General features: G+C 45.4%; 13 protein-coding genes and 1 tRNA gene. 10 read left to right on the top strand and 4 right to left on the bottom strand.

All coding sequences use genetic code 11. The features are described from left to right. Positions 1–77 precede the first annotated feature (77 nt). Positions 78–1,274 (bottom strand): N-acetylmuramoyl-L-alanine amidase, encoded by a 1,197-nt coding sequence (locus tag UNH61_RS21275; protein ID WP_326994017.1) that lies wholly within the window; start codon positions 1,272–1,274, stop codon positions 78–80. Between the two features lie 330 nt (positions 1,275–1,604). Between UNH61_RS21275 and UNH61_RS21270 the strand changes: the two genes are divergently transcribed. After that, on the top strand, positions 1,605–4,256 hold the full coding sequence (locus UNH61_RS21270; RefSeq protein WP_326994016.1) for a putative LPS assembly protein LptD: 2,652 nt from the start codon (positions 1,605–1,607) through the stop codon (positions 4,254–4,256). A 78-nt stretch (positions 4,257–4,334) separates the two neighbouring features. Here the strand turns inward: UNH61_RS21270 and UNH61_RS21265 are convergent, their stop codons facing one another. Both UNH61_RS21265 and ung read right to left on the bottom strand, forming a co-directional pair. After that, positions 4,335–5,078 (bottom strand): lysophospholipid acyltransferase family protein, encoded by a 744-nt coding sequence (locus UNH61_RS21265; protein WP_326994015.1) that lies wholly within the window; start codon positions 5,076–5,078, stop codon positions 4,335–4,337. Positions 5,079–5,089: 11 nt separating this feature from the next. Further along, positions 5,090–5,761 (bottom strand): uracil-DNA glycosylase, encoded by a 672-nt coding sequence (gene ung / locus UNH61_RS21260; RefSeq protein WP_326994014.1) that lies wholly within the window; start codon positions 5,759–5,761, stop codon positions 5,090–5,092. 137 nt (positions 5,762–5,898) lie between these two features. On the opposite strand from ung, the gene UNH61_RS21255 reads away from it, so the two are divergent. The 3 genes from UNH61_RS21255 to UNH61_RS21245 all read left to right on the top strand — a co-directional run bounded on the left by UNH61_RS21255 (position 5,899) and on the right by UNH61_RS21245 (position 8,625). After that, a tRNA-Arg gene (locus UNH61_RS21255) sits at positions 5,899–5,972 on the top strand. Positions 5,973–6,457: 485 nt separating this feature from the next. Continuing rightward, entirely contained in the window at positions 6,458–7,654 is a 1,197-nt protein-coding gene (locus UNH61_RS21250) for an RNA-binding domain-containing protein (RefSeq protein ID WP_326994013.1), read from the top strand. Then, a complete protein-coding gene (locus tag UNH61_RS21245; protein ID WP_326994012.1) occupies positions 7,654–8,625 on the top strand; it encodes a ParA family protein in 972 nt (323 codons plus the stop codon). The genes UNH61_RS21250 and UNH61_RS21245 overlap by 1 nt, the downstream gene beginning before the upstream one ends. 132 nt (positions 8,626–8,757) lie before the next feature. Here UNH61_RS21245 and UNH61_RS21240 read toward each other — a convergent pair whose 3' ends face one another. Further along, positions 8,758–9,258, bottom strand: a complete 501-nt coding sequence (locus UNH61_RS21240) for a DinB family protein (RefSeq protein ID WP_326994011.1) — start codon at positions 9,256–9,258, stop codon at positions 8,758–8,760. 142 nt (positions 9,259–9,400) lie between these two features. On the opposite strand from UNH61_RS21240, the gene UNH61_RS21235 reads away from it, so the two are divergent. The 6 genes from UNH61_RS21235 to UNH61_RS21210 all read left to right on the top strand — a co-directional run bounded on the left by UNH61_RS21235 (position 9,401) and on the right by UNH61_RS21210 (position 18,641). Continuing rightward, entirely contained in the window at positions 9,401–10,174 is a 774-nt protein-coding gene (locus UNH61_RS21235) for a helix-turn-helix domain-containing protein (RefSeq protein WP_326994010.1), read from the top strand. 80 nt (positions 10,175–10,254) lie between these two features. Continuing rightward, the gene (locus tag UNH61_RS21230; protein ID WP_326994009.1) at positions 10,255–11,778 is read left to right on the top strand and encodes an FAD-dependent monooxygenase; all 1,524 of its coding nucleotides are present in this window, start codon (positions 10,255–10,257) and stop codon (positions 11,776–11,778) included. A gap of 196 nt (positions 11,779–11,974) precedes the next feature. Next, positions 11,975–12,493: a sigma-70 family RNA polymerase sigma factor gene (locus UNH61_RS21225; protein WP_326994008.1), complete on the top strand. Its 519-nt coding sequence runs from the start codon at positions 11,975–11,977 to the stop codon at positions 12,491–12,493. A 72-nt stretch (positions 12,494–12,565) separates the two neighbouring features. Continuing rightward, positions 12,566–13,606, top strand: a complete 1,041-nt coding sequence (locus UNH61_RS21220; RefSeq protein ID WP_326994007.1) for a FecR domain-containing protein — start codon at positions 12,566–12,568, stop codon at positions 13,604–13,606. Positions 13,607–13,647: 41 nt separating this feature from the next. After that, positions 13,648–16,878 carry a TonB-dependent receptor gene (locus UNH61_RS21215; protein ID WP_326994006.1) on the top strand — a complete coding sequence of 1,077 codons (3,231 nt, stop codon included), beginning with the start codon at positions 13,648–13,650 and terminating at the stop codon, positions 16,876–16,878. 20 nt (positions 16,879–16,898) lie between these two features. Next, on the top strand, positions 16,899–18,641 hold the full coding sequence (locus tag UNH61_RS21210; protein WP_326994005.1) for a RagB/SusD family nutrient uptake outer membrane protein: 1,743 nt from the start codon (positions 16,899–16,901) through the stop codon (positions 18,639–18,641). The last annotated feature ends 29 nt before the right edge of the window (positions 18,642–18,670 follow it).

Below are 18,670 nucleotides of genomic sequence, written 5' to 3'. Positions count from 1 at the left end.
GTCAGCAAAAAATGTTGGTAATAAAAAAAGCGGAAAAGGGGTAGAGGGATGGGGTAGAATATAGTAGAGAGGGGGGATTAGCAAGATGTGACAAAGGCGTCTTTAAATCCTAATTTCCGGGCTTTGCGCAAGGCCCCCGAGGCTTGCTGGTCTGTTTTGAAACGGCCCCAGATATATTTGTTCATTTTTTTTTTATTCATGACAATCGGCTGGCGGTTGACATCACCATGGAGCTTCCTGAAAATGGAAGCTCCTGGTTTATATATCTTATCTGTAAGCATCAATTGCACGCAATAGCTGTCGCCCTGTTGCGGAGCAGCGGGGTTGCTTTTGCCCTTTTTATTCACGCGGGTGGTAGAAGGCTGGGAATTGCGGTTATTGGTGAAGCGGTCCAGTTCATCGCGGTAGTGTTTAATGGCTTTATATATACAGTTTGCCAATTCACCCTGGCCGCTGTTGGAGTTCAGGTAATCCTCTTCTTCGGGATTGCTGATAAATCCGAGTTCCACCAATACACTGGGCATTGCCGTAGCGGAGAGCACCCAGATTCCTTTTTCATTTCTCTGGCGGGCGCCGCGGCTGATACGACCTACCCTGGTAAATTCATCTTCAATCAGGCCGGAAAGGCGCAGGCTTTGGTCGAAATAAGCATTCCGGAGTGTGTTCAGCAGAATGAAAGTTTCCGGATCGGTATCGTCCATCAGCTGTTTGGTTTCTTCGGAGTTGGCATCCAGCACGATAACGGAATTCTGTTTCAGTGATTCCATTTTAGCGTTGTTTTTGCTGGTAGCCCAGATATAAGTTTCTGTACCTTTGGCGTTGCTCGGGAAATAGGCATACACGGGCTGTTTGGTAGCTATCTTGCGTTTGCCTTTCCGATGGTAAACTGTTCTGTAATCAACTATCTTCCTGATCTTTCCGGTAGAATTACAGTGGATAGACACAAAAAGATCGCCTTTATTTTCGTTCGCGATCTGGGCTTTTCTGCGCACATCATCAAAACGGTCCGATTTTCGTGTATACACTACCTTTACATCGGGCATATTTTCTTCCAGGAGTTTCCCGAGTTTCAGGGCTACTTCAAGGGTGACTTGTTTTTCGGTAGAATAGCTTCCTTTGGCCCCGGAATCTTCGCCACCGTGGCCGGCATCTATAATAATGGTTTTGATAGGCCTGTCCTGTTTGGGAGTAACGGGATTGTTTTTGGCCTGGATAAAAAAGGTACAGGTGAATAATGTTCCCAGTCCTAAAGTCCAAAATCGGTTCCAGCGCATGATTCTCATTTTAATGGGTGCTGTTTTTCACAAAAAATAAAAAAATAAGTTTATCTGTTAAAGTAAATCATCCTCTTGCTCCATGCGCCTTTTCGCCACTTGTATACATACGGATCTTTTCATACTACAAGTTACCATTTGTAATAAATTGTATAAAATCTTGTAGGTTTGTGGCCGCCGTAACACATGAACGCTAGCTACAAAAATAACTATAAAAAGCTTTTTAGACATACATACCTGGTTTTGGCCGGTATGTTTATTGCCATTCCTTTTATTATAGATGCAGTTGCAGGAGGAAAGCCACATGCGCCAGCTTTTTTTAACAAAAATTTGGCAGACACGACCCCTGTAATAAGGAAAGACTCTACTAAAGCTAAACTCCGGGCTTCAAAGGACACCACCAGGGCTAAACTGCCGGCAGGCGCAAATGATAGTACTACGTTATCTCCCGGGGCTGATACTTCCGGCGAGCGAACAGTAGATACGCTCTTTGTGCCAAAGATCTCCAAGGATACCCTGGATGCTCCGGTAAGCTATAAGGCAAAGGATTCCATCATCCTGATGGTTCCGGCCAAAAAGTTTTACCTGTACGGCACCGCGAACACAAAATACAAAACTATTGATCTCTCCGCCGAAAAAATGAATTTCGACCAGGAAACCGGTATCCTGGAAGCGACCAATGCCAAAGATACGGCGGGTAAGTTTTTTGGCGGACCGGTGATGAATGATGGCGGACAGAGCTTCGAGTCTGATACACTCAAATACAGCTTTACCTCCCAGAAAGCAAAGATTTATCATACCAAGTCGCAGTACGGAGAGGGATATATTCATAGTGAACAAACCAAAAAAGGACCTGACAACAGTATTTTCGGTTTCAAGAATGGTTATACCACCTGTAACCTGGATACACCGCACTTCAGTTTCCGGGCGCGTAAAATCAAGGTGATCCCCGATAAGCTGGTGATCTCCGGCCCGGCCAACCTGGAAATAGAGGGCATTCCCACTCCTTTGTTCATTCCGTTTGCCATTTTCCCCATCACACAGGGACAGCGTTCCGGTATCCTGCCTCCTCAGTATGTAGTGAACCAGCAGAAAGGTATCGGTTTGGAAAACGGAGGGTATTATATAGGTCTGGGGGAGCATTTTGACCTTACCATGAGAGGGGATGTTTACTCTTATGGCAGCTGGAGCCTGACGGCCAGCCCCACTTACCGGAAGCGTTATAAATATAACGGAGGGCTGAACCTGAGCTTTGCCAATACCCGTTTTGGAGATCCGGCGGTGAAATCTGAGTTCAGTAACTCCAAGGACTTCCGCGTTACCTGGAACCACAGCATGGACAGCAAGGCCCGGCCAGGCGTGAACTTTGGAGCAGCTGTTAACTTTGGTACATCTACCTACAATCAGTTTAATGTATATGATTATAATACCCGCGTAAACAACAATATAGGGTCTTCTATTACCTTCTCCAAAACATGGCAGGGCAAGCCTTATAACCTTACGCTGGGATTGAACCATTCTCAGAACCTTAGTACCCGGGATGTGTCTATTTCGTTCCCGGACGCTACTTTCACGGTAAATACGATTTATCCTTTCCAGCCTAAGGAAATGGTAGGTTCTCCCAAATGGTATCATAAGATAGGTATTTCCTACAATGGCATATTGCGTAACCAGGCTAATTTCAAAGATTCGGCCTTTGGTAAGCAGTCGATGTTTAATGCGATGCAAACCGGTATGCAGCACAGTATCCCGATTTCGTTCTCCATTCCGGTATTTAAAACATTCACTTTATCGCCCAGTGTTAACTACACCGAATACTGGTATGCCAAGAAGCTGTTGCGTCAGTGGAACGACAATAAACCCATTCCGGGATCAACTGATAAAGGCGGCGTTGACAGTATCTATCAGTCGGGGCTCTTCACTGCACGTGATGTAAGCGCCGGTGTATCGCTGTCGACGGCCGTATATGGTATGTATGCCTTTAAGAAAACATCTAAAGTAAGGGCGATCCGTCACGTGGTGCGGCCTAATATCAGTATGTCTTACAGGCCTGATCTGTCGAGCAAATACTATTACAAATACAGGTACAACAAAGAGAAAGACTCCACCATGGTATCGATGTTTGATGGAGCTATTGTTGGTGTGCCGGGTATGGGATCGTTTGGCGGTATCAGTTTCGGATTGGATAATAACCTGGAGATGAAGGTATTTTCCAAGAAGGATACCAGCGGGAGCCATGAAAAGAAGATAAAGTTGCTGGATGGTTTTGGTATTAACGGTAGCTACAACCTGGTGGCTGATTCATTTAAGCTGTCGCCTTTCAGTATCTATGCAAGAACGAACCTGTTTGATAAACTGAATATCTCTGCCACTGGTAACATTGATCCGTATCAGGTAGATGCCCGTGGGCACCGCCTCGACAAATACGTATGGCAGCAGGGTAAGCTCAGCCTGGGACGGTTGACTAACGCCAGTATATCGCTGAGTACATCTTTCCAATCGAAAGACAAGAAGAGTAAGAATAAGCAGGCGCAGCTTGATTCTATCCAGAATGCGCAAAGCACGGATGCAGCCTTTGCTGCGCAGCAGCGACAGTTGCAGATGGTACGTAATAATCCTGGCGAGTACGTGGATTTTGATATCCCGTGGCGCCTGGATCTCTCTTACAGTTTAGCTTATACCAATACTGTTATTCCCGACTCCGGAGGCGTAGTAAAGCGGGTGACACAATATGTGAGTTTTAACGGAGATTTCAGTCTGACGCCTAAATGGAAAATCGGGCTTAACTCTGGTTTTGATTTCACCAATATGCAGATTGCCTATACGAATATGTATATCTCGCGCGACCTGCATTGCTGGCAGATGTCGATCAACATCATACCATTCGGTACTTTCCGTCAGTTCAGCATCACTATTAATCCGAAGGCGGGTATTTTGCGAGATCTGAGGATTAACCGATCGAGACAGTTCTACGACTTATAGCGTCTTTAGCCTTTAGCTTTTAGTCTTTAGTAAAATGCAGCGAGGATCATATTGTGTTATGATCCTCGCTGCATTTTACTAAAGACTATTGTGTGCTACATAGTAATTCGTCATCAACTGAAATACTTTCTCCTTGAGGGCTGGCAGATCATCTCTGGTCAGGCCGGCGGTAGGGATCGGGGGCAGAAAATGGTATTCGATGGGATGTGGCCACATAAAGAATTTCTTTTCTGCAGGCAGTATTTTCCGGGTATGAAAGAGTAATGAAGGCATGATAGGCTTCTGGGTATCGATAGCGAGGGCAAAAGCGCCATCATAAAATGCTTTCAGGGGCTCGGGAGTCCGGTTGCGGGTACCTTCGGGATAGAGGAGCATATGTAATCCCAGGTCCAGTGCCTCTTTCATTTGCACGACACTGTGTTTTCTGCTGGCCTCACTGCTGCGGTCTACCATAATGCCGCCTATCCTGTACATTACTCCGAACAGCGGAATTTTGCCGAGCGATGATTTTGCCAGGGTTTTATTAGGGCCTGGAGTTTTGGCAGTAGTAACCGGTACATCGATGAGGGAATTGTGGTTACATACTATCACATAGGTTTGGTCTGGCGCAAAGTATTCCGTTCCTTTTCTTCTGACGGGGCATCCGATCAATGGCATGAATACGATCATCCATGCCCTGCCGATGGCGAGGAAACCCTTTGTTTTGGTGGGATCCGGCCAGAATGAAAAGATCCAGACAGGAATAAATACGATTAACATGGTGCCAGCAAACAGCAGTAAGGTCCATAGGGCGAATATTCTGCCGAATATATTTCTCAACATAGCTCATGCGTTTATAGTCTCCAGTCGACCGGCTCAATTCCGGCCTTGGTGAGTATTTCGTTGGTGCGGGAAAAGTGTTTGCATCCGAAAAATCCTTTATCGGCGCTGAAAGGAGAGGGGTGTGCAGCCTGTAGTATATGATGTCTGGTGGCATCGATCAGGTATTGTTTATCCTGAGCAAACCGGCCCCAGAGCAGGAATACCACGTCCTTCCGTTGTTCGGATATTTTGCGGATCACTGCGTCGGTAAAGTCGCTCCAGCCGATTTTGCTGTGTGATGCAGGTTCGCCGGCTCTTACCGTTAAGAAGGCGTTGAGGAGCATTACGCCGTGTTCCGCCCATTTTGTAAGATTGCCGCTTTCGGGGATTTCCAGGCCCAGATCGTTTTTCATTTCCTTGTAGATGTTCACCAATGAAGGAGGGGGCTTCACACCGTCAGGTACGGAGAAACTGAGGCCATGTGCCTGGCCTGGTCCGTGATAAGGGTCCTGGCCCAATATCACTACCTTTACCTTGTCGATGGGTGTTTTTTCAAAAGCGTTAAAAATCAGATTACCCGCTGGATAAATGACTTTACCCAGTGCTTTTTCATGTTTGAGGAACATGACGATCTGATTAAAGTAGTCTTTGTTAAATTCATCTTTTAACGCTTCCTTCCAACTTGATTCAATTTGTACATTCATAGCGAGCAAAGTCTATATTTAAAGAAAATTAAATTATTTTTGATTTATTGAGAGATTTTTATATAAATTTGCACTCCCAAAATGCGGGATAAATATAACAATTTATTTCACATTTCAGAGATTAAATGAACGTGTAAGTCTCGGTAGCTCAGCTGGATAGAGCAACTGCCTTCTAAGCAGTAGGCCATTGGTTCGAATCCAATCCGGGACACGAAGAAAGGACAAATCGGTTTTTCATCGGTTTGTCCTTTCTTATTTCCTCTGAAAGCTTTATCCACATTGTATATTAATTTAATAGCCTCCTTGACACTAGCGGTTCGAAAATGCTCTCTAATAAAGCAATATTCTCGGTATAAATTGAGCCAATTATTCTACATTGTTATGAAAGTACCATGCTGTTGTCAAATGTTAGGAGGTGCAGACTCTCAGAAAATACTATTTGTATCTCTAAATACTGAGGAAATTGTTCGAATTTCGTACCATACAATATGAGAAGAGAGAAACATCGCGAAAGGTTTTGGCTTTTTTGTAGTATAAAATAATTATTAGTAAATTTTATTTACTGCAGTTTTTCTTTTATCACAATTATAATTCAACGAAATTATTAGGGAGTACCATTACAAATGTATTACTATGGTTTATTTTGCAACGAATCCAGTAGAGTATTTTTGTTAAACCTAATCTTAATTAATACAAATGATTACAGTAGAAAAGGTAAAAGAGTTAATAGGCACAATGGAAAGTGACCGGGTAGAGAGGACTAGGTCAACCGCAGACGATAAACTCGGACAAGCTATTTGCGCGTTTAGCAACGATTTTCCCAATCATAAGTGCCCTGGATATCTTTTGCTTGGTGTCAATGATGATGGTACCCTAGCTGGAAAGAAATATACAGATGATGATTTGCAAAAGATCGGAGGGATGAAAACCAATGGTAAAATTTTACCTCAACCTTCGATTATAGTAAGTCCTATTTTTCAATTAGATGGTGGTGATGTAATTGTAATTGAAGTTAAGCCTTCCACTTACCCTCCGGTTAGATATGACGGAAGATGTTGGATCAGAGTCGGCCCAAGGAGAGATAAAGCCTCCGTGGAAGAGGAGAGGATTCTTTCGGAAAAACGAGTTTCGAATGCAAAGACATTTGATCTAGTGCCTGCATTAGGTGCAGCATTAGCAGATATCAGTGTGGACTTATTTAAGATTAATTATTTAACGTCCGCAGTCGACAAAGAAACACTTGCAGAAAATGGACGAACAATAGAAGAGCAATTAGCTTCATTACGTTTTTATGATCCAAAAGAAAAGTGTCCAACAAATGCTGGTATTTTGCTATTTGGCTTGAATCCCGAATTTTATTTGCCTGGTGCTTACATTCAGTATATAAAATTTGGGGGGACGGAAATGACTGATGATGTAGAATTTGAAAAAAAATTTTCTGGAGCCTTAATTACCGAGTTACGTTTGCTTGATGATTTTATTAAAGGAAATATTATTAAGGAGCGACCACAGAAAGCTGATTCATTTCAGGAACAAAGTATTCGTAACTATCCATACTGGGCTTTACGTGAATTAGTGATGAATGCAATCATGCACAGAAGTTATGAATCAAACGCTCCTATTTACATCTATGAATTTTCTAACCGCATTGAAATTATAAATTCAGGTGGTTTATTTGGTGAGGCTACGCCGCAGAACTTTCCGAATGCTAGCGATTATAGAAATGTGGTATTAGCGGAATCGATGAAAATTTTGGGATATGTAAATCGCTTTAACTATGGTGTTAAAAGAGCTAAAGCTGAGTTGGAAAAGAATGGCAATGGAGAGCCTGTTTTTCACTTGGATTTGACTACAAAATTTAAAGTTTCTATTCCGATAAATAACAATTGGTAATGAGGATAATTACGTTCTTTAATAATAAGGGTGGGGTGGGAAAAACTACCACAGTTTATCATGTAGCTTGGATGTTGTCCGAACTAGGTGTACGAACCATTACTATAGATTTGGATCCCCAGTCCAATTTGACATCGATGTTTCTAACTAATGAACGATTTGAAGAAATTTACGAAAAAGAGGAGCCTATTACGATTTTGGATGCCATTCTACCAATTGTAGATGGTGATCCATTTGTGCCAGTTCATATTGAGTCCATTAATGATAAGCTGGGTGTAATTCTGGGTAACTTAGCTTTGTCTACCTTCGAAGATAGATTAAGTGATGCTTGGCTGAAATGCTTGAATGGAGACACCTATTCATTTCGTATTACTAGTATTTTTAAAACAATCATTGATGAGGCAGCGGGCCGATTTAATGCTGAGGTGGTATTAGTAGACGTTGGGCCGAACCTTGGAGCAATCAATAGAGCAGTTACTATAAGCTCTGATTTTATCATTATGCCTGTGGCTTCGGACCTTTTCTCATTGCAAGGAATAAAAAACTTGGGTACAACTCTGCAGCATTGGAAGAAAGAGTGGAGCTTACGTAAGGGACTTGTCCCTAAGAAAATAACTATTCCAGAAAATAGGGCGGAACCAGCGGGTTATATTGTAATGCAATATTCTGCAAAAGAAAGTCGTCCTGTTAAATCGTATCTGAAATGGGCGAACCGGATTCCAGAAGTATACAAAAAGTATGTTTTAGCAAGCATTAATATTGATGATTCAATAACAGTTGATAATGATGAAAACTGTATAGCATTATTAAAGCATTATCGCAGTTTGGCACCAATGTCCATGGATGCACACAAACCAATTTTTTTACTGAAGCCTGCTGATGGGGCAATTGGAGCACATGTTTATGCCGTGCAAAAAAGTTTTCAAGAGTTCAAGGTTCTGACTCAGAAAATCCTAAATAAATGTCAATGATTTTTTCATACAGGCGAATGCTTTTTATTAATAAAGTTAATACATAATTTATTTGTATCTAATTATATAGCATGGTTGTCAGGAGTATTGTCGAACCCCACCGTTTCCTATACCCAATTACCGCATATAGTTTTACCTCGCCGCCCGTACCCAACGTGGCGCATTACCCGTATCCCTTCTCACCAGCATATTCAACTGCGCCGCATGATGTTGTACATGACGCATGTTGTATAAGAACAATTCAAAAACCGGCATCTCTTTATTACCATCTACCTCTACCCACTGTTTCGCGTAATCACTCTCCGTCATGCCAATGATAAGTTCATGGCATTTCGTCCTGCTTGCCTGCAAATAAGCCAGTATTTCTTCCTGACTATAAATCCTGTCCGGAACAATATCGTCAATACCATCAGCCGGAACATCGTCACTAAGCGTGAACGGAAGCGGTGAAGAGAGCGGCCCCGCCGGAATTGTTAAGTAGTAGTCCAGGAAAATAGCTACATGATAGGAGATGTAAAAAAACTTTTTCTCCTTGTACCAAAGATTTTCAGGATATGCCGAAACAGCATTGATCAGCATGTCGATACTACCACCAAATTGTTTCCACAAACTTTCTCTGTTAGCCTGCGTCATGATTTTGTTTTTAAATGGTAACAACACGAAGAGAAAAATTGCATCCCCTGATTTTCCTCATTTTATTTAATTTTGCATATTATTACTGCTTAAATATACATCATATCACTGTTGTTTTGATACCCGTTAAATCCCCCCAAATATGTTGTTTTTCAATACACAACACTTAGAATTTGAACCGCCCGAAGCGTTACGTGATTCCATAAAATGCTTTTGGTACGAAAGAAAAGCGCCGGCTGTTTTTGAAGTACTCCCCGACGGCTACGCAGAAATTATTTTCCATTTCGGAAATACCTGCAGCATTTTTTTCAATGGAAGCCTGCAACCATTGCCATCACCGTTTATCATGGGGCTGCTCAATCAGCCTGTTCTTGTAAATACGAAAGCCTGTTTGGAAATCATTGGTATCAGGTGCTATCCGTGGACAGTATTTGATTTGCTCGGACTGTCATCCGGCAAAGACAGCGTACATATATTTGAGCATCCTATAGCCCGGCTGCATGCCACGTTGAATAAGTACGTTCATGCCGGCAGGATAGATGAAGCGGTGACGTATCTAAAAGAGTATTTCCTGTACAAGCGGTTGCCGATGGCCGTTGACAGCACGCTATTCAAAGCTGGAATTGCCATGAGGGAAGCAAACGGTGCTATACCGGTAAGCCGGATTGCCGCCGCGGCTCATACAACAGTTCGTACCCTGGAAAGGAAGTTCAAGCAATCTTCCGGTTACACGGTTAAAGACGTGTCAGGTCTGATCCGTTTTGAGCAGGTGCGAAACCAATTATGGCATTATCCGGACGTTAATATTGCCGGCTTAGCTCACGAGCTGGGCTATACGGATCAATCCCATCTTAGCAGAGAATTTAAGCGCTACACTGGTATTACGCCGGCAGCATTTGCACGAAAACACAAATGAAATAACCGGCAACTATTTTGTCGTGTTTATACAAGCCTACCCGATGCACATTCCGGAATTTTGTGTTTCAATCATACTATATGAACGTTACGCAAAATCAATCTGTTTACGATGTAATCATCTCCGGTGCAGGGCCTGTGGGCCTGTTCCTAGCCTGTGAACTGGCGCTGGCTGAATGTTCGGTGCTGATATTGGAAAAAGCAACAGATCCACGCTCTCCACTGAAGCAACTTCCTTTCGGTATGCGGGGGCTTTCAATGCCTACTATTGAAGCGTTTTACCGCCGTGGATTGTTAGATGAACTTGAGATACATAAACGCCTTAAAAACCCCCATGCCGGGCAGGTACAACAAGGCCCACGGCGCCAGGCGGGGCATTTCGCCGGAATTCCATTTTATGAGGGAGATATCGATAACTCGCAATGGAAGTATCATTTACCAGGCTCCACCGGCACCGTTTTGTTGTCTGAAATGGCGGAGGTTGAAACAGTGCTGACTCGCCGCGCAGAAGCGCTGGGAGTAGAAATCAGGTGTGGGCTGGCCGTTACAGACTTTCAGCAAACTGCGGATGAAGTGACAGTACAATCGGAAAGACAATCATTTAAAGGCAAATGGCTGGTGGGCTGCGATGGAAGCCGCAGTGCTGTTCGCAAGGCAGGTGGCTTTGAGTTCATTGGTACGGAGCCCGAATTTACCGGCTACTCCGTTCTGGTTGATATCGCTGATCCGGAGAAACTTCGCCCGGGCCGAAACATGACAGCAACCGGCATGTATCTGCAATCACAGCCGGGTTACCTGATTATGCAGGATTTTGATGGCGGTGCTTTTCGCAATACAGATAAACAGGTTACGCCTGAACATGTGCAGGAAGTGTTGCGCCGCATTTCGGAAACCGACGTTACAATCACCGCCCTGCATGTTGCCACTACCTGGGGCGACCGGACACGGCAAGCCTCCATCTACCGCAATGGACGGGTATTGCTGGCTGGCGATGCAGCACACATTCATTCGCCATTAGGAGGTCAGGGGCTTAATCTTGGATTGGGCGACGCCATGAATCTCGGCTGGAAGCTCGCTGCCACTATCCGGGAACGAGCGCCGGAAGGCTTGCTGGATAGCTATTACAGCGAACGGCATCCCATTGGCGCGCAGGTGCTGGATTGGTCGCGGGCACAGGTGGCCATCATGAAACCTGATCCACCTGCACGTGCACTGAATGCAATTATCAACGATCTTATGAATACACGTGATGGCGCCACCTATTTTGCAGGAAGGGTGAGAGGCGTTTTTATGCAGTACAATCTGGGTGACAGTCACCCGCTGACAGGCCGCAGTGTTCCTGATTTTGAGTTTGAAGACGGTTCCCGGATTGGTGGGTTCATGCAGGATGGCCGGGGAGTGTTGCTTGATTTTGACGGGAATATTGCTCTTAAAACTTTTGCAACTGAATATGGAGATCAAATCAGGTATATTTCAGGTAATGTGAAAGACCGCCTGGGTGCAAACGCCCTATTGATACGTCCTGATGGGATCGTTGCCTGGGCATCTGATAACATCCCGGATCTCAATGAACTCCGAAAGGCTGCCATTCGCTGGTTTGTATAATTCAGCCATCAATACATCCAGGGGAGGCAAAGCGCTCCCCTGGGCCATAAAATCTTTTTCGTCATATCAAATTAAAATCACCCTATACAGCTGATCAAATTTTTGTACATTACCCGCCACGGAAAAACTGATTCACATAAATATAACATACAGGCAACTATGACAAGCAGTAGGTTTGTGCTGTAATTCAATCAACATGGATGACTTGTTAGCAGCAATAAGATCGGGAGATCATACCGCTTTGGAACAGGTGTATGATGAGTGGCATGAACGGTTGTATGGTTATTTTTACAAGAGAACGAATTCACGATATCTTGCAGAAGAACTCGTGCAGATCACCTTTATAAAACTATGGAACAGCCGGCATTTATTGTCTGATGAATGGCCTTTACAGGTGCAGTTGTTCCGCATTATGAAAACCTCCCTGATAGATGTGTTGAGAAAGGAACTGAGAGATGCCAGGGCCTGGCAGCAGTATAACCGCCATGTTACTGCTTCCCGGGATATTGTTACAGAAGAGGAAGATGACGCACAACTGGAAGTTATCCGGGAAATAATGGAGGCCATGCCTCCTGTAAGAAAGAAAGTTTTTCATATGAGCCGGTACCTGGGCTTCTCTTATAAACAGATTGCACTGCAACTGGCGATCTCCCCCAGAACCGTCGAGAACCATATCGCACAGGCGTTGAAACAGCTACGCCACCTGCTTAAATAAAAAATATTCCAACCCACTAGGGGTTTTTTCTGTCACGTACGTATACTCTCCTAAAAACCTGCTTTTCCGTTTATGGACAATATCAGATTGCGCCTGCAAAAATATTTCAATGGGGAGTGTACCGACGCGGAGAAAGCAGAGATACTGAATATACTGGAGCAACGCCCTGAGCTGCTGGATGATGTCTTCCCGGAAGAAGGATGGGAGGAGCCCACCGGTTATTTACCGGATCCGGCAACATCAGCACGGATGCGCGATACCATTATTCGCGAAAACACCGATAACATTCGTACCATGAAACGTGGCGCCGGTACCTGGTGGGCGGCTGCCGCAGCTATACTGATACTGGTGGCAGCAGGCGCTTACTGGCAGTACTCCCGCACCAATGTACAACAGACGCAACTGGCGCTAACTGAAACGACTAAACGAAATATAGATACTACTATTGCAAACAACAGCAACGTATTAATGCAGATTCCCCTGGCAGATGGTTCCTGGATCCGGCTTTCGCCCGGAGGACAGGTAAAGTTTGCATTGGATTTCCGCAACAACCGCCGCATTTTCCTGGAAGGTAAGGCACGTTTTAACGCTGCCAGTGATCCCCGACATCCTTTCAGTGTTGTTGCAAATGAGGTGATCACCACGGCACTGGGCACCTGCTTCGATGTGGAAACAGGGAAGCATATCGCTACAAGAGTGAAGCTGCTCGAAGGAAAAGTAGCCATCGCCGGAACGCATATGCAGGTAGCGTTTGAACAGGTGATACTGCAACCGGGCGATGAGTTCCGCGTTGCTGCCGATAAGCCAGGCGTACTGGTGGCCAGGTCGCATACACCGGCCATTGCCAGTCCGGCTACCGCCGTAAATGCCACCGTGATCACCGACCATACACTCGAATTCCACAACGAAAAGCTATATAAAGTTATTGATGTGTTGCAGGCACAATTCAATCGCCGGATTATGATATCCGGTGTATCACGAAAAGCCACCTTTACGGGAGAATTCAACAAAACAGATGCGTTGGAAGATATCGTCAAAACAATAGCTGAGCTGAACAATCTGAAGGTTCAGCAAAATGATAGTACTAATTGTATCAGTCTTATGAAACAATGAAATATCTCTGAATTAGAATACCTGTCCGTTAATTAAATTTTATGATGTTCAGAAAACAACTGTTGCCTTTGGCAATACGGCATTGCTATGCCCTGTTACTAATGTGCCTGATCCCGTTGATGGCTGCACGCGCCCAGCAGCCTGCGCCAGCGGTGAAAGGCGTTATTCATGATGAAAAAGGCGCTGCGCTGCCCGGCGTAAACGTGGTGGCCACCGACCCGGAAAAGAAAACGAAAACCGGTACAGTAAGTGATGAACACGGGATGTTCAGCTTTCAGCGGCTGCCAAAAGGAAAATACATTTTTACTTTCAGTCTCATCGGCTATGAAAAGAAGGAATACAGCGGCTATGATATTGCAGCTGATAGCCATGTGACACTGGCTGTTAAAATGAAACAGGAAGATAAAATATTGTCGCAGGTAATAGTAGTAGGTTACGGTACTAAAAAGAAGGAAGACATCACAGGCGCTGTAAGTCAGGCTGGCAAAGAGGTGTTTGAAAACCGCCCGATTACCAATGTGGCACAGGGATTACAGGGCGTAATACCCAACCTGAACATTACTTTCGCTGATGGCCGTGCCGACAGAGGCGGTAGTTTCAACCTGAGAGGATTCACTTCTATCAACGGTGGTGGGCCGTTGATTTTGATAGATGGAGTAGAAGGCGATATCAATCTCATTAACCCGGAAGATGTAGAGAGCGTATCTGTACTGAAAGATGCTGCTTCTTCCGCGATTTATGGTGCCAGGGCTGCATTTGGCGTGATCCTGGTTACCACAAAGAAAGGCGCTAAAGGGAAAGTGAATATTCATTATTCCAATTCCTTTGGCTACAGTTCTCCTCTTGGACTGCCTCATGTAATCAATGATCCGCTGGCAGCAGCTACGTTACAGAACGAAGCCTATAAAGGCTATGCGGGCATCGATAATACAGACATGCTAACGGTGATCGCCTACCTGAAACAACGGCAGGCCGATCCCTCCCTGCCGGAACTGGGAGTGAATACTTCCAATAATACCTGGATCCGTGGCGGAAACACGGATTGGTACAAGGCATTCTACAACGATAAACAACCTTTCAGTAAAAACTTTCTCAGTATCTCCGGTGGAACAGATAAAGTGAGCTACTATCTTTCTGGTGGCATTCAATCGCAGGATGGAACCTTCCGCGTGGCCACTGATAAATACAACCGCTACAACTTTCGCTCCCGGCTTGATTTGCAAGCGTTCGACTGGCTGAAGATTTATACCAACAGCGAATATGATCAGGGCAAATACAATGCACCGAATAAATTCGTGAACGGCGATTTCAACGCATATCGTTACCTGTCGTTATTCGCCAACCCCTATGAAGTCATCAAAACGCCCTCAGGCAACTGGACACAGGCTGGTATGCTTACTTTCGGCAGCCTTCAGGATGGTGGCCGGGAGATACAAACGCGGCAGCTGTTCCGCAATACCGTTGGCTTTAAAACCAGCTTCTTCGATAACTCGCTGCACATTAACGGTGACGGTACCATGGTGTGGAATCAGAGCCGCGACGATCGCAAGGCCCGCCAGCTGAAGTATGAAGATAAGCCCGGACATGTTGCCAACTATTCCAACAAAGATTTTTACCAGACCTCTACCGACGAGAATGTATACAGCGTTATCAACCTGTATGCAGAATATGAAAAGAGCTTCGGCAAACACAATGTAGACGCGCTCGTAGGCTTTAACCAGGAACAGAACCGTTACCGCCAGTATTATGCATATGCAGAGAATAATCTGAGCGATAACTACGGTTCCCTGAACCTTACTTCAGGTCAGATGAAAGTGGGCGATAATAACAGCGACTGGGCACTGAGAGGTATGTTTTACCGCCTGTCGTACAACTATAACCGCAGATATTTCATCGAAGCCAACGGCCGTTACGACGGTACCTCCCGTTTCCCTTCCAGCAAGCGTTATGGCTTCTTTCCATCCGTATCCGCCGGTTGGCTGATGAGCGAAGAATCGTTTTTCAGCGGATTAAAACCAGCAATTAATTCATTCAAGCTCAGAGCTTCCTATGGGTCATTGGGCAACCAGCAGGTAGGCAATTATGCTTATTTCAGTACCATGACAGTAGCGCCTATTACTGCTATCATTGACGGTACAAAACCTCCGGGAACATTTGCACCCGGACTTGTTGCCCGGAGCCTTACCTGGGAAACTGCGAGGACACTGGATTTTGGAGCGGATATAGGATTACTCAACAACCGCCTCGAAGTAGGAGCCGACTGGTATAACCGTCAGACCATCAACATGCTCACTAAGAGCAAATCGTTGCCTGCAGTATTGGGTACTACGGAGCCTTCTACCAATGCAGCTGATCTCAGCACCAAAGGTTGGGAACTGTCGCTCAAATGGAAGGATGATTTCAAGCTGGGCGGAAAACCTTTTGGCTACAACGTTTCCGTGGTACTTTCTGATTATCGTACCACTATCACTCGCTACGACAATCCCAATCAGTACCTCGGCGATTATTACAAAGGCCAGGTATTGGGCGGCATCTGGGGCTATATTACAGAAGGTTTCTTTCAGACCGACGACGAATACCTGAAACATGCAGATCAGCAAAAAGTATCCGCTATCCCATATAAAGTGAATGGGCATCCTATGGCCGGTGATATCAAGTTTAAAGATGTAAATGGCGATGGCGTGATCTATAACGGAAAATACACCCTGGCAGATCATGGCGATATGGTGCTGATAGGCAATACCACCCCGCGTTATTCCTACGGTGTGAACCTGGGCGCCAACTGGCGGAATATAGATGTAAACGTATTCTTCCAGGGCATTGGTAAAAAAGACTTTTATCCGCGTGGTGAGTCCGGCGTTTTCTGGGGATTTTATAACAGGTGGAACCAGCCTGTATATGATCATATACAGAACAACTATTGGACGCCAACACATACCGATGCCTACTTCCCACGGCCACGGGCATACGAAGCATTTGCCAGTGGTGATGCGCTGAACCTGCCGCAGACACGTTACCTGCAGAATGCAGCCTATCTGCGTCTCAAGAATCTCAGTATAGGCTATACCGTGCCCGATGTACTGGTGAAAAAATTGCACCTCAATCGTGTGCGTGTATACTTCTCCGGTCAAAACCTCTTTACCTGGACGAAGCTATCGAAAGCATTTGATCCTGAAACCATCGGCGACGAACCCGATGCCTCTTCCAACGGAGCCGGTTTCGTGTACCCTATGCAGCGTACGTTCACAGCCGGACTGGATCTGAATTTTTAACCTGCTAACAACTGAAGATTATGAAGAAGATTATCTGTTATATATCTATTCTCCTGCCAGGGCTCGCGATCCTGAGCAGCTGCGCGAAGGATTATCTCGACAGGTCACCTATCAGCCAGATAGAGCCTGGAAAGTTCTTTAATACAGAAAAGGATCTGGAGATCTATACAAACGGATTTTACACCTACCTTCCCGGCAGCAGTGTATTCCAGGCCGATGGCAGCAGCGATAACGTGGAGTGTTCCAACAGCGCGCTGATCGCGGGTAAACTGCCGTTGCCCAACAGCGCCGGCGATGCCGACTGGACCTGGGACCGTTTACGTAACATCAACTACTTCCTGGAGAATTATCGTCGCGCGCAGGCGCCCGATTCCGTGAAAGAGCAATATGCCGGCATGGCAAAGATGTTCCGCGCCATGTTCTATTTCGATAAGGTAAAACGTTTCGGAGATGTACCCTGGTACAGCACTTCCCTGAACGAAGCCAGCCCTGAGCTGTATAATCCACGCACGCCGCGCAAGCAGGTGTTCGACTCTATCCTCTCAGATATCGACTATGCGATTGCGCACCTGCCTGCTATCCGGAATATAAGCCGGGTGAGTAAATGGGCCGCGCTGGCACTGAAAGCACGGGTATGCCTATACGAAGGAACCTATCGGAAATATCATGATGAACTGAACCTGGGTGCACAAGCCAATAGTTTGCTGCAGGCCGCTGTGGATGCTTCATCTGCCTTGTTTACAAGCGGCTTTAAACTGTATAGCACCGGCAATCCTAACCAGGATTATCTGAACCTGTTTGCAGCAGAAAATGCCAATACAGATGAATATATACTGGCAGAAGTGTATGATAATACGCTCGCAAAAAGACATGCGGCTAACGGCGTATTTACTGTATCCACACTGGCGATGCCAGGATTCACCAAATCATTCGTAAACGGATTTCTGATGAAGGATGGCACCCCATTCTCGGCACAGCCGGGATATGCCCAGGAAACTTTCCTGCAGGAAACAGCCAACCGCGACCCGCGTATGGCGCAGATCATGCGTACACCCGGGTATATGCGCATTGGGACTACCAAAAAACTGGTGCCGGATTTCAGTGTGGCGCAAACCGGGTATCAATGTGTTAAGTTTGTAACCGGTACTGATCAGGACGGATATAATACCAATACCAACGACCTGCCCGTATTCCGCTATGCAGAAGTGCTGTTGAACTATGCAGAAGCAAAAGCAGAGCTGGGACAGTTTACGCAGGCAGATGCCGATAAATCCATCAACCTGATCCGTCGCCGCGCAGGCATGCCGAACCTCAATATCGCGGCTATTATACCTGATCCGGAAGTAAGTAACTTGTATAAGCATACGTCCGATCCAATTATACTGGAGGTAAGAAGAGAACGCCGCATAGAGCTGGCTATGGAAGGTTTCCGCTACCAGGATCTGATGCGCTGGAAAGAAGGCCATCTGCTGGCAGAACAGTTCCTGGGCATGTACTGCCCGGCAAAAGGAGAGATAGACATGGATGGCGACGGCAAAACAGATGTGGCAGTAGTGGACCAGAAGCCTGCGAACCCCAATCCGGCGGTGCAGTATTACATCCTGGGGTCTGATCATGAATTGACAGGTGGCGACAAAGGCAATATCTGGGTATATCCGCACCAGGTAAAAACATTCGATGAAAAAAAGAATTATCTGTTCCCGCTGCCCGTGAATGAAATATTATTGAACCCTGCACTTGTACAAAATCCATTCTGGCAGTAATAATGATCAAGGAAAGAAAAGGTTATCAT

This window comes from Chitinophaga sp. 180180018-3 (assembly GCF_037893185.1).
GTDB lineage: Bacteria > Bacteroidota > Bacteroidia > Chitinophagales > Chitinophagaceae > Chitinophaga.
The sequence above is the reverse complement of the archived record's forward strand: the minus strand, read 5'-3'. Positions and strand labels throughout refer to the sequence as shown.

Bases quoted from the DNA above. Each gene is read 5' to 3' on its own strand.
- UNH61_RS21210 (WP_326994005.1), top strand. From the start codon at position 16,899: ATGAAGAAGATTATCTGTTATATATCTATTCTCCTGCCAGGGCTCGCG.
- UNH61_RS21230 (WP_326994009.1), top strand. From the start codon at position 10,255: ATGAACGTTACGCAAAATCAATCTGTTTACGATGTAATCATCTCCGGT.
- UNH61_RS21245 (WP_326994012.1), top strand. From the start codon at position 7,654: ATGAGGATAATTACGTTCTTTAATAATAAGGGTGGGGTGGGAAAAACT.
- UNH61_RS21215 (WP_326994006.1), top strand. From the start codon at position 13,648: ATGATGTTCAGAAAACAACTGTTGCCTTTGGCAATACGGCATTGCTAT.
- UNH61_RS21220 (WP_326994007.1), top strand. From the start codon at position 12,566: ATGGACAATATCAGATTGCGCCTGCAAAAATATTTCAATGGGGAGTGT.
- UNH61_RS21225 (WP_326994008.1), top strand. From the start codon at position 11,975: ATGGATGACTTGTTAGCAGCAATAAGATCGGGAGATCATACCGCTTTG.
- UNH61_RS21265 (WP_326994015.1), bottom strand. From the start codon at position 5,078: ATGTTGAGAAATATATTCGGCAGAATATTCGCCCTATGGACCTTACTG.
- ung (WP_326994014.1), bottom strand. From the start codon at position 5,761: ATGAATGTACAAATTGAATCAAGTTGGAAGGAAGCGTTAAAAGATGAA.
- UNH61_RS21240 (WP_326994011.1), bottom strand. From the start codon at position 9,258: ATGACGCAGGCTAACAGAGAAAGTTTGTGGAAACAATTTGGTGGTAGT.
- UNH61_RS21275 (WP_326994017.1), bottom strand. From the start codon at position 1,274: ATGCGCTGGAACCGATTTTGGACTTTAGGACTGGGAACATTATTCACC.
- UNH61_RS21235 (WP_326994010.1), top strand. From the start codon at position 9,401: ATGTTGTTTTTCAATACACAACACTTAGAATTTGAACCGCCCGAAGCG.
- UNH61_RS21250 (WP_326994013.1), top strand. From the start codon at position 6,458: ATGATTACAGTAGAAAAGGTAAAAGAGTTAATAGGCACAATGGAAAGT.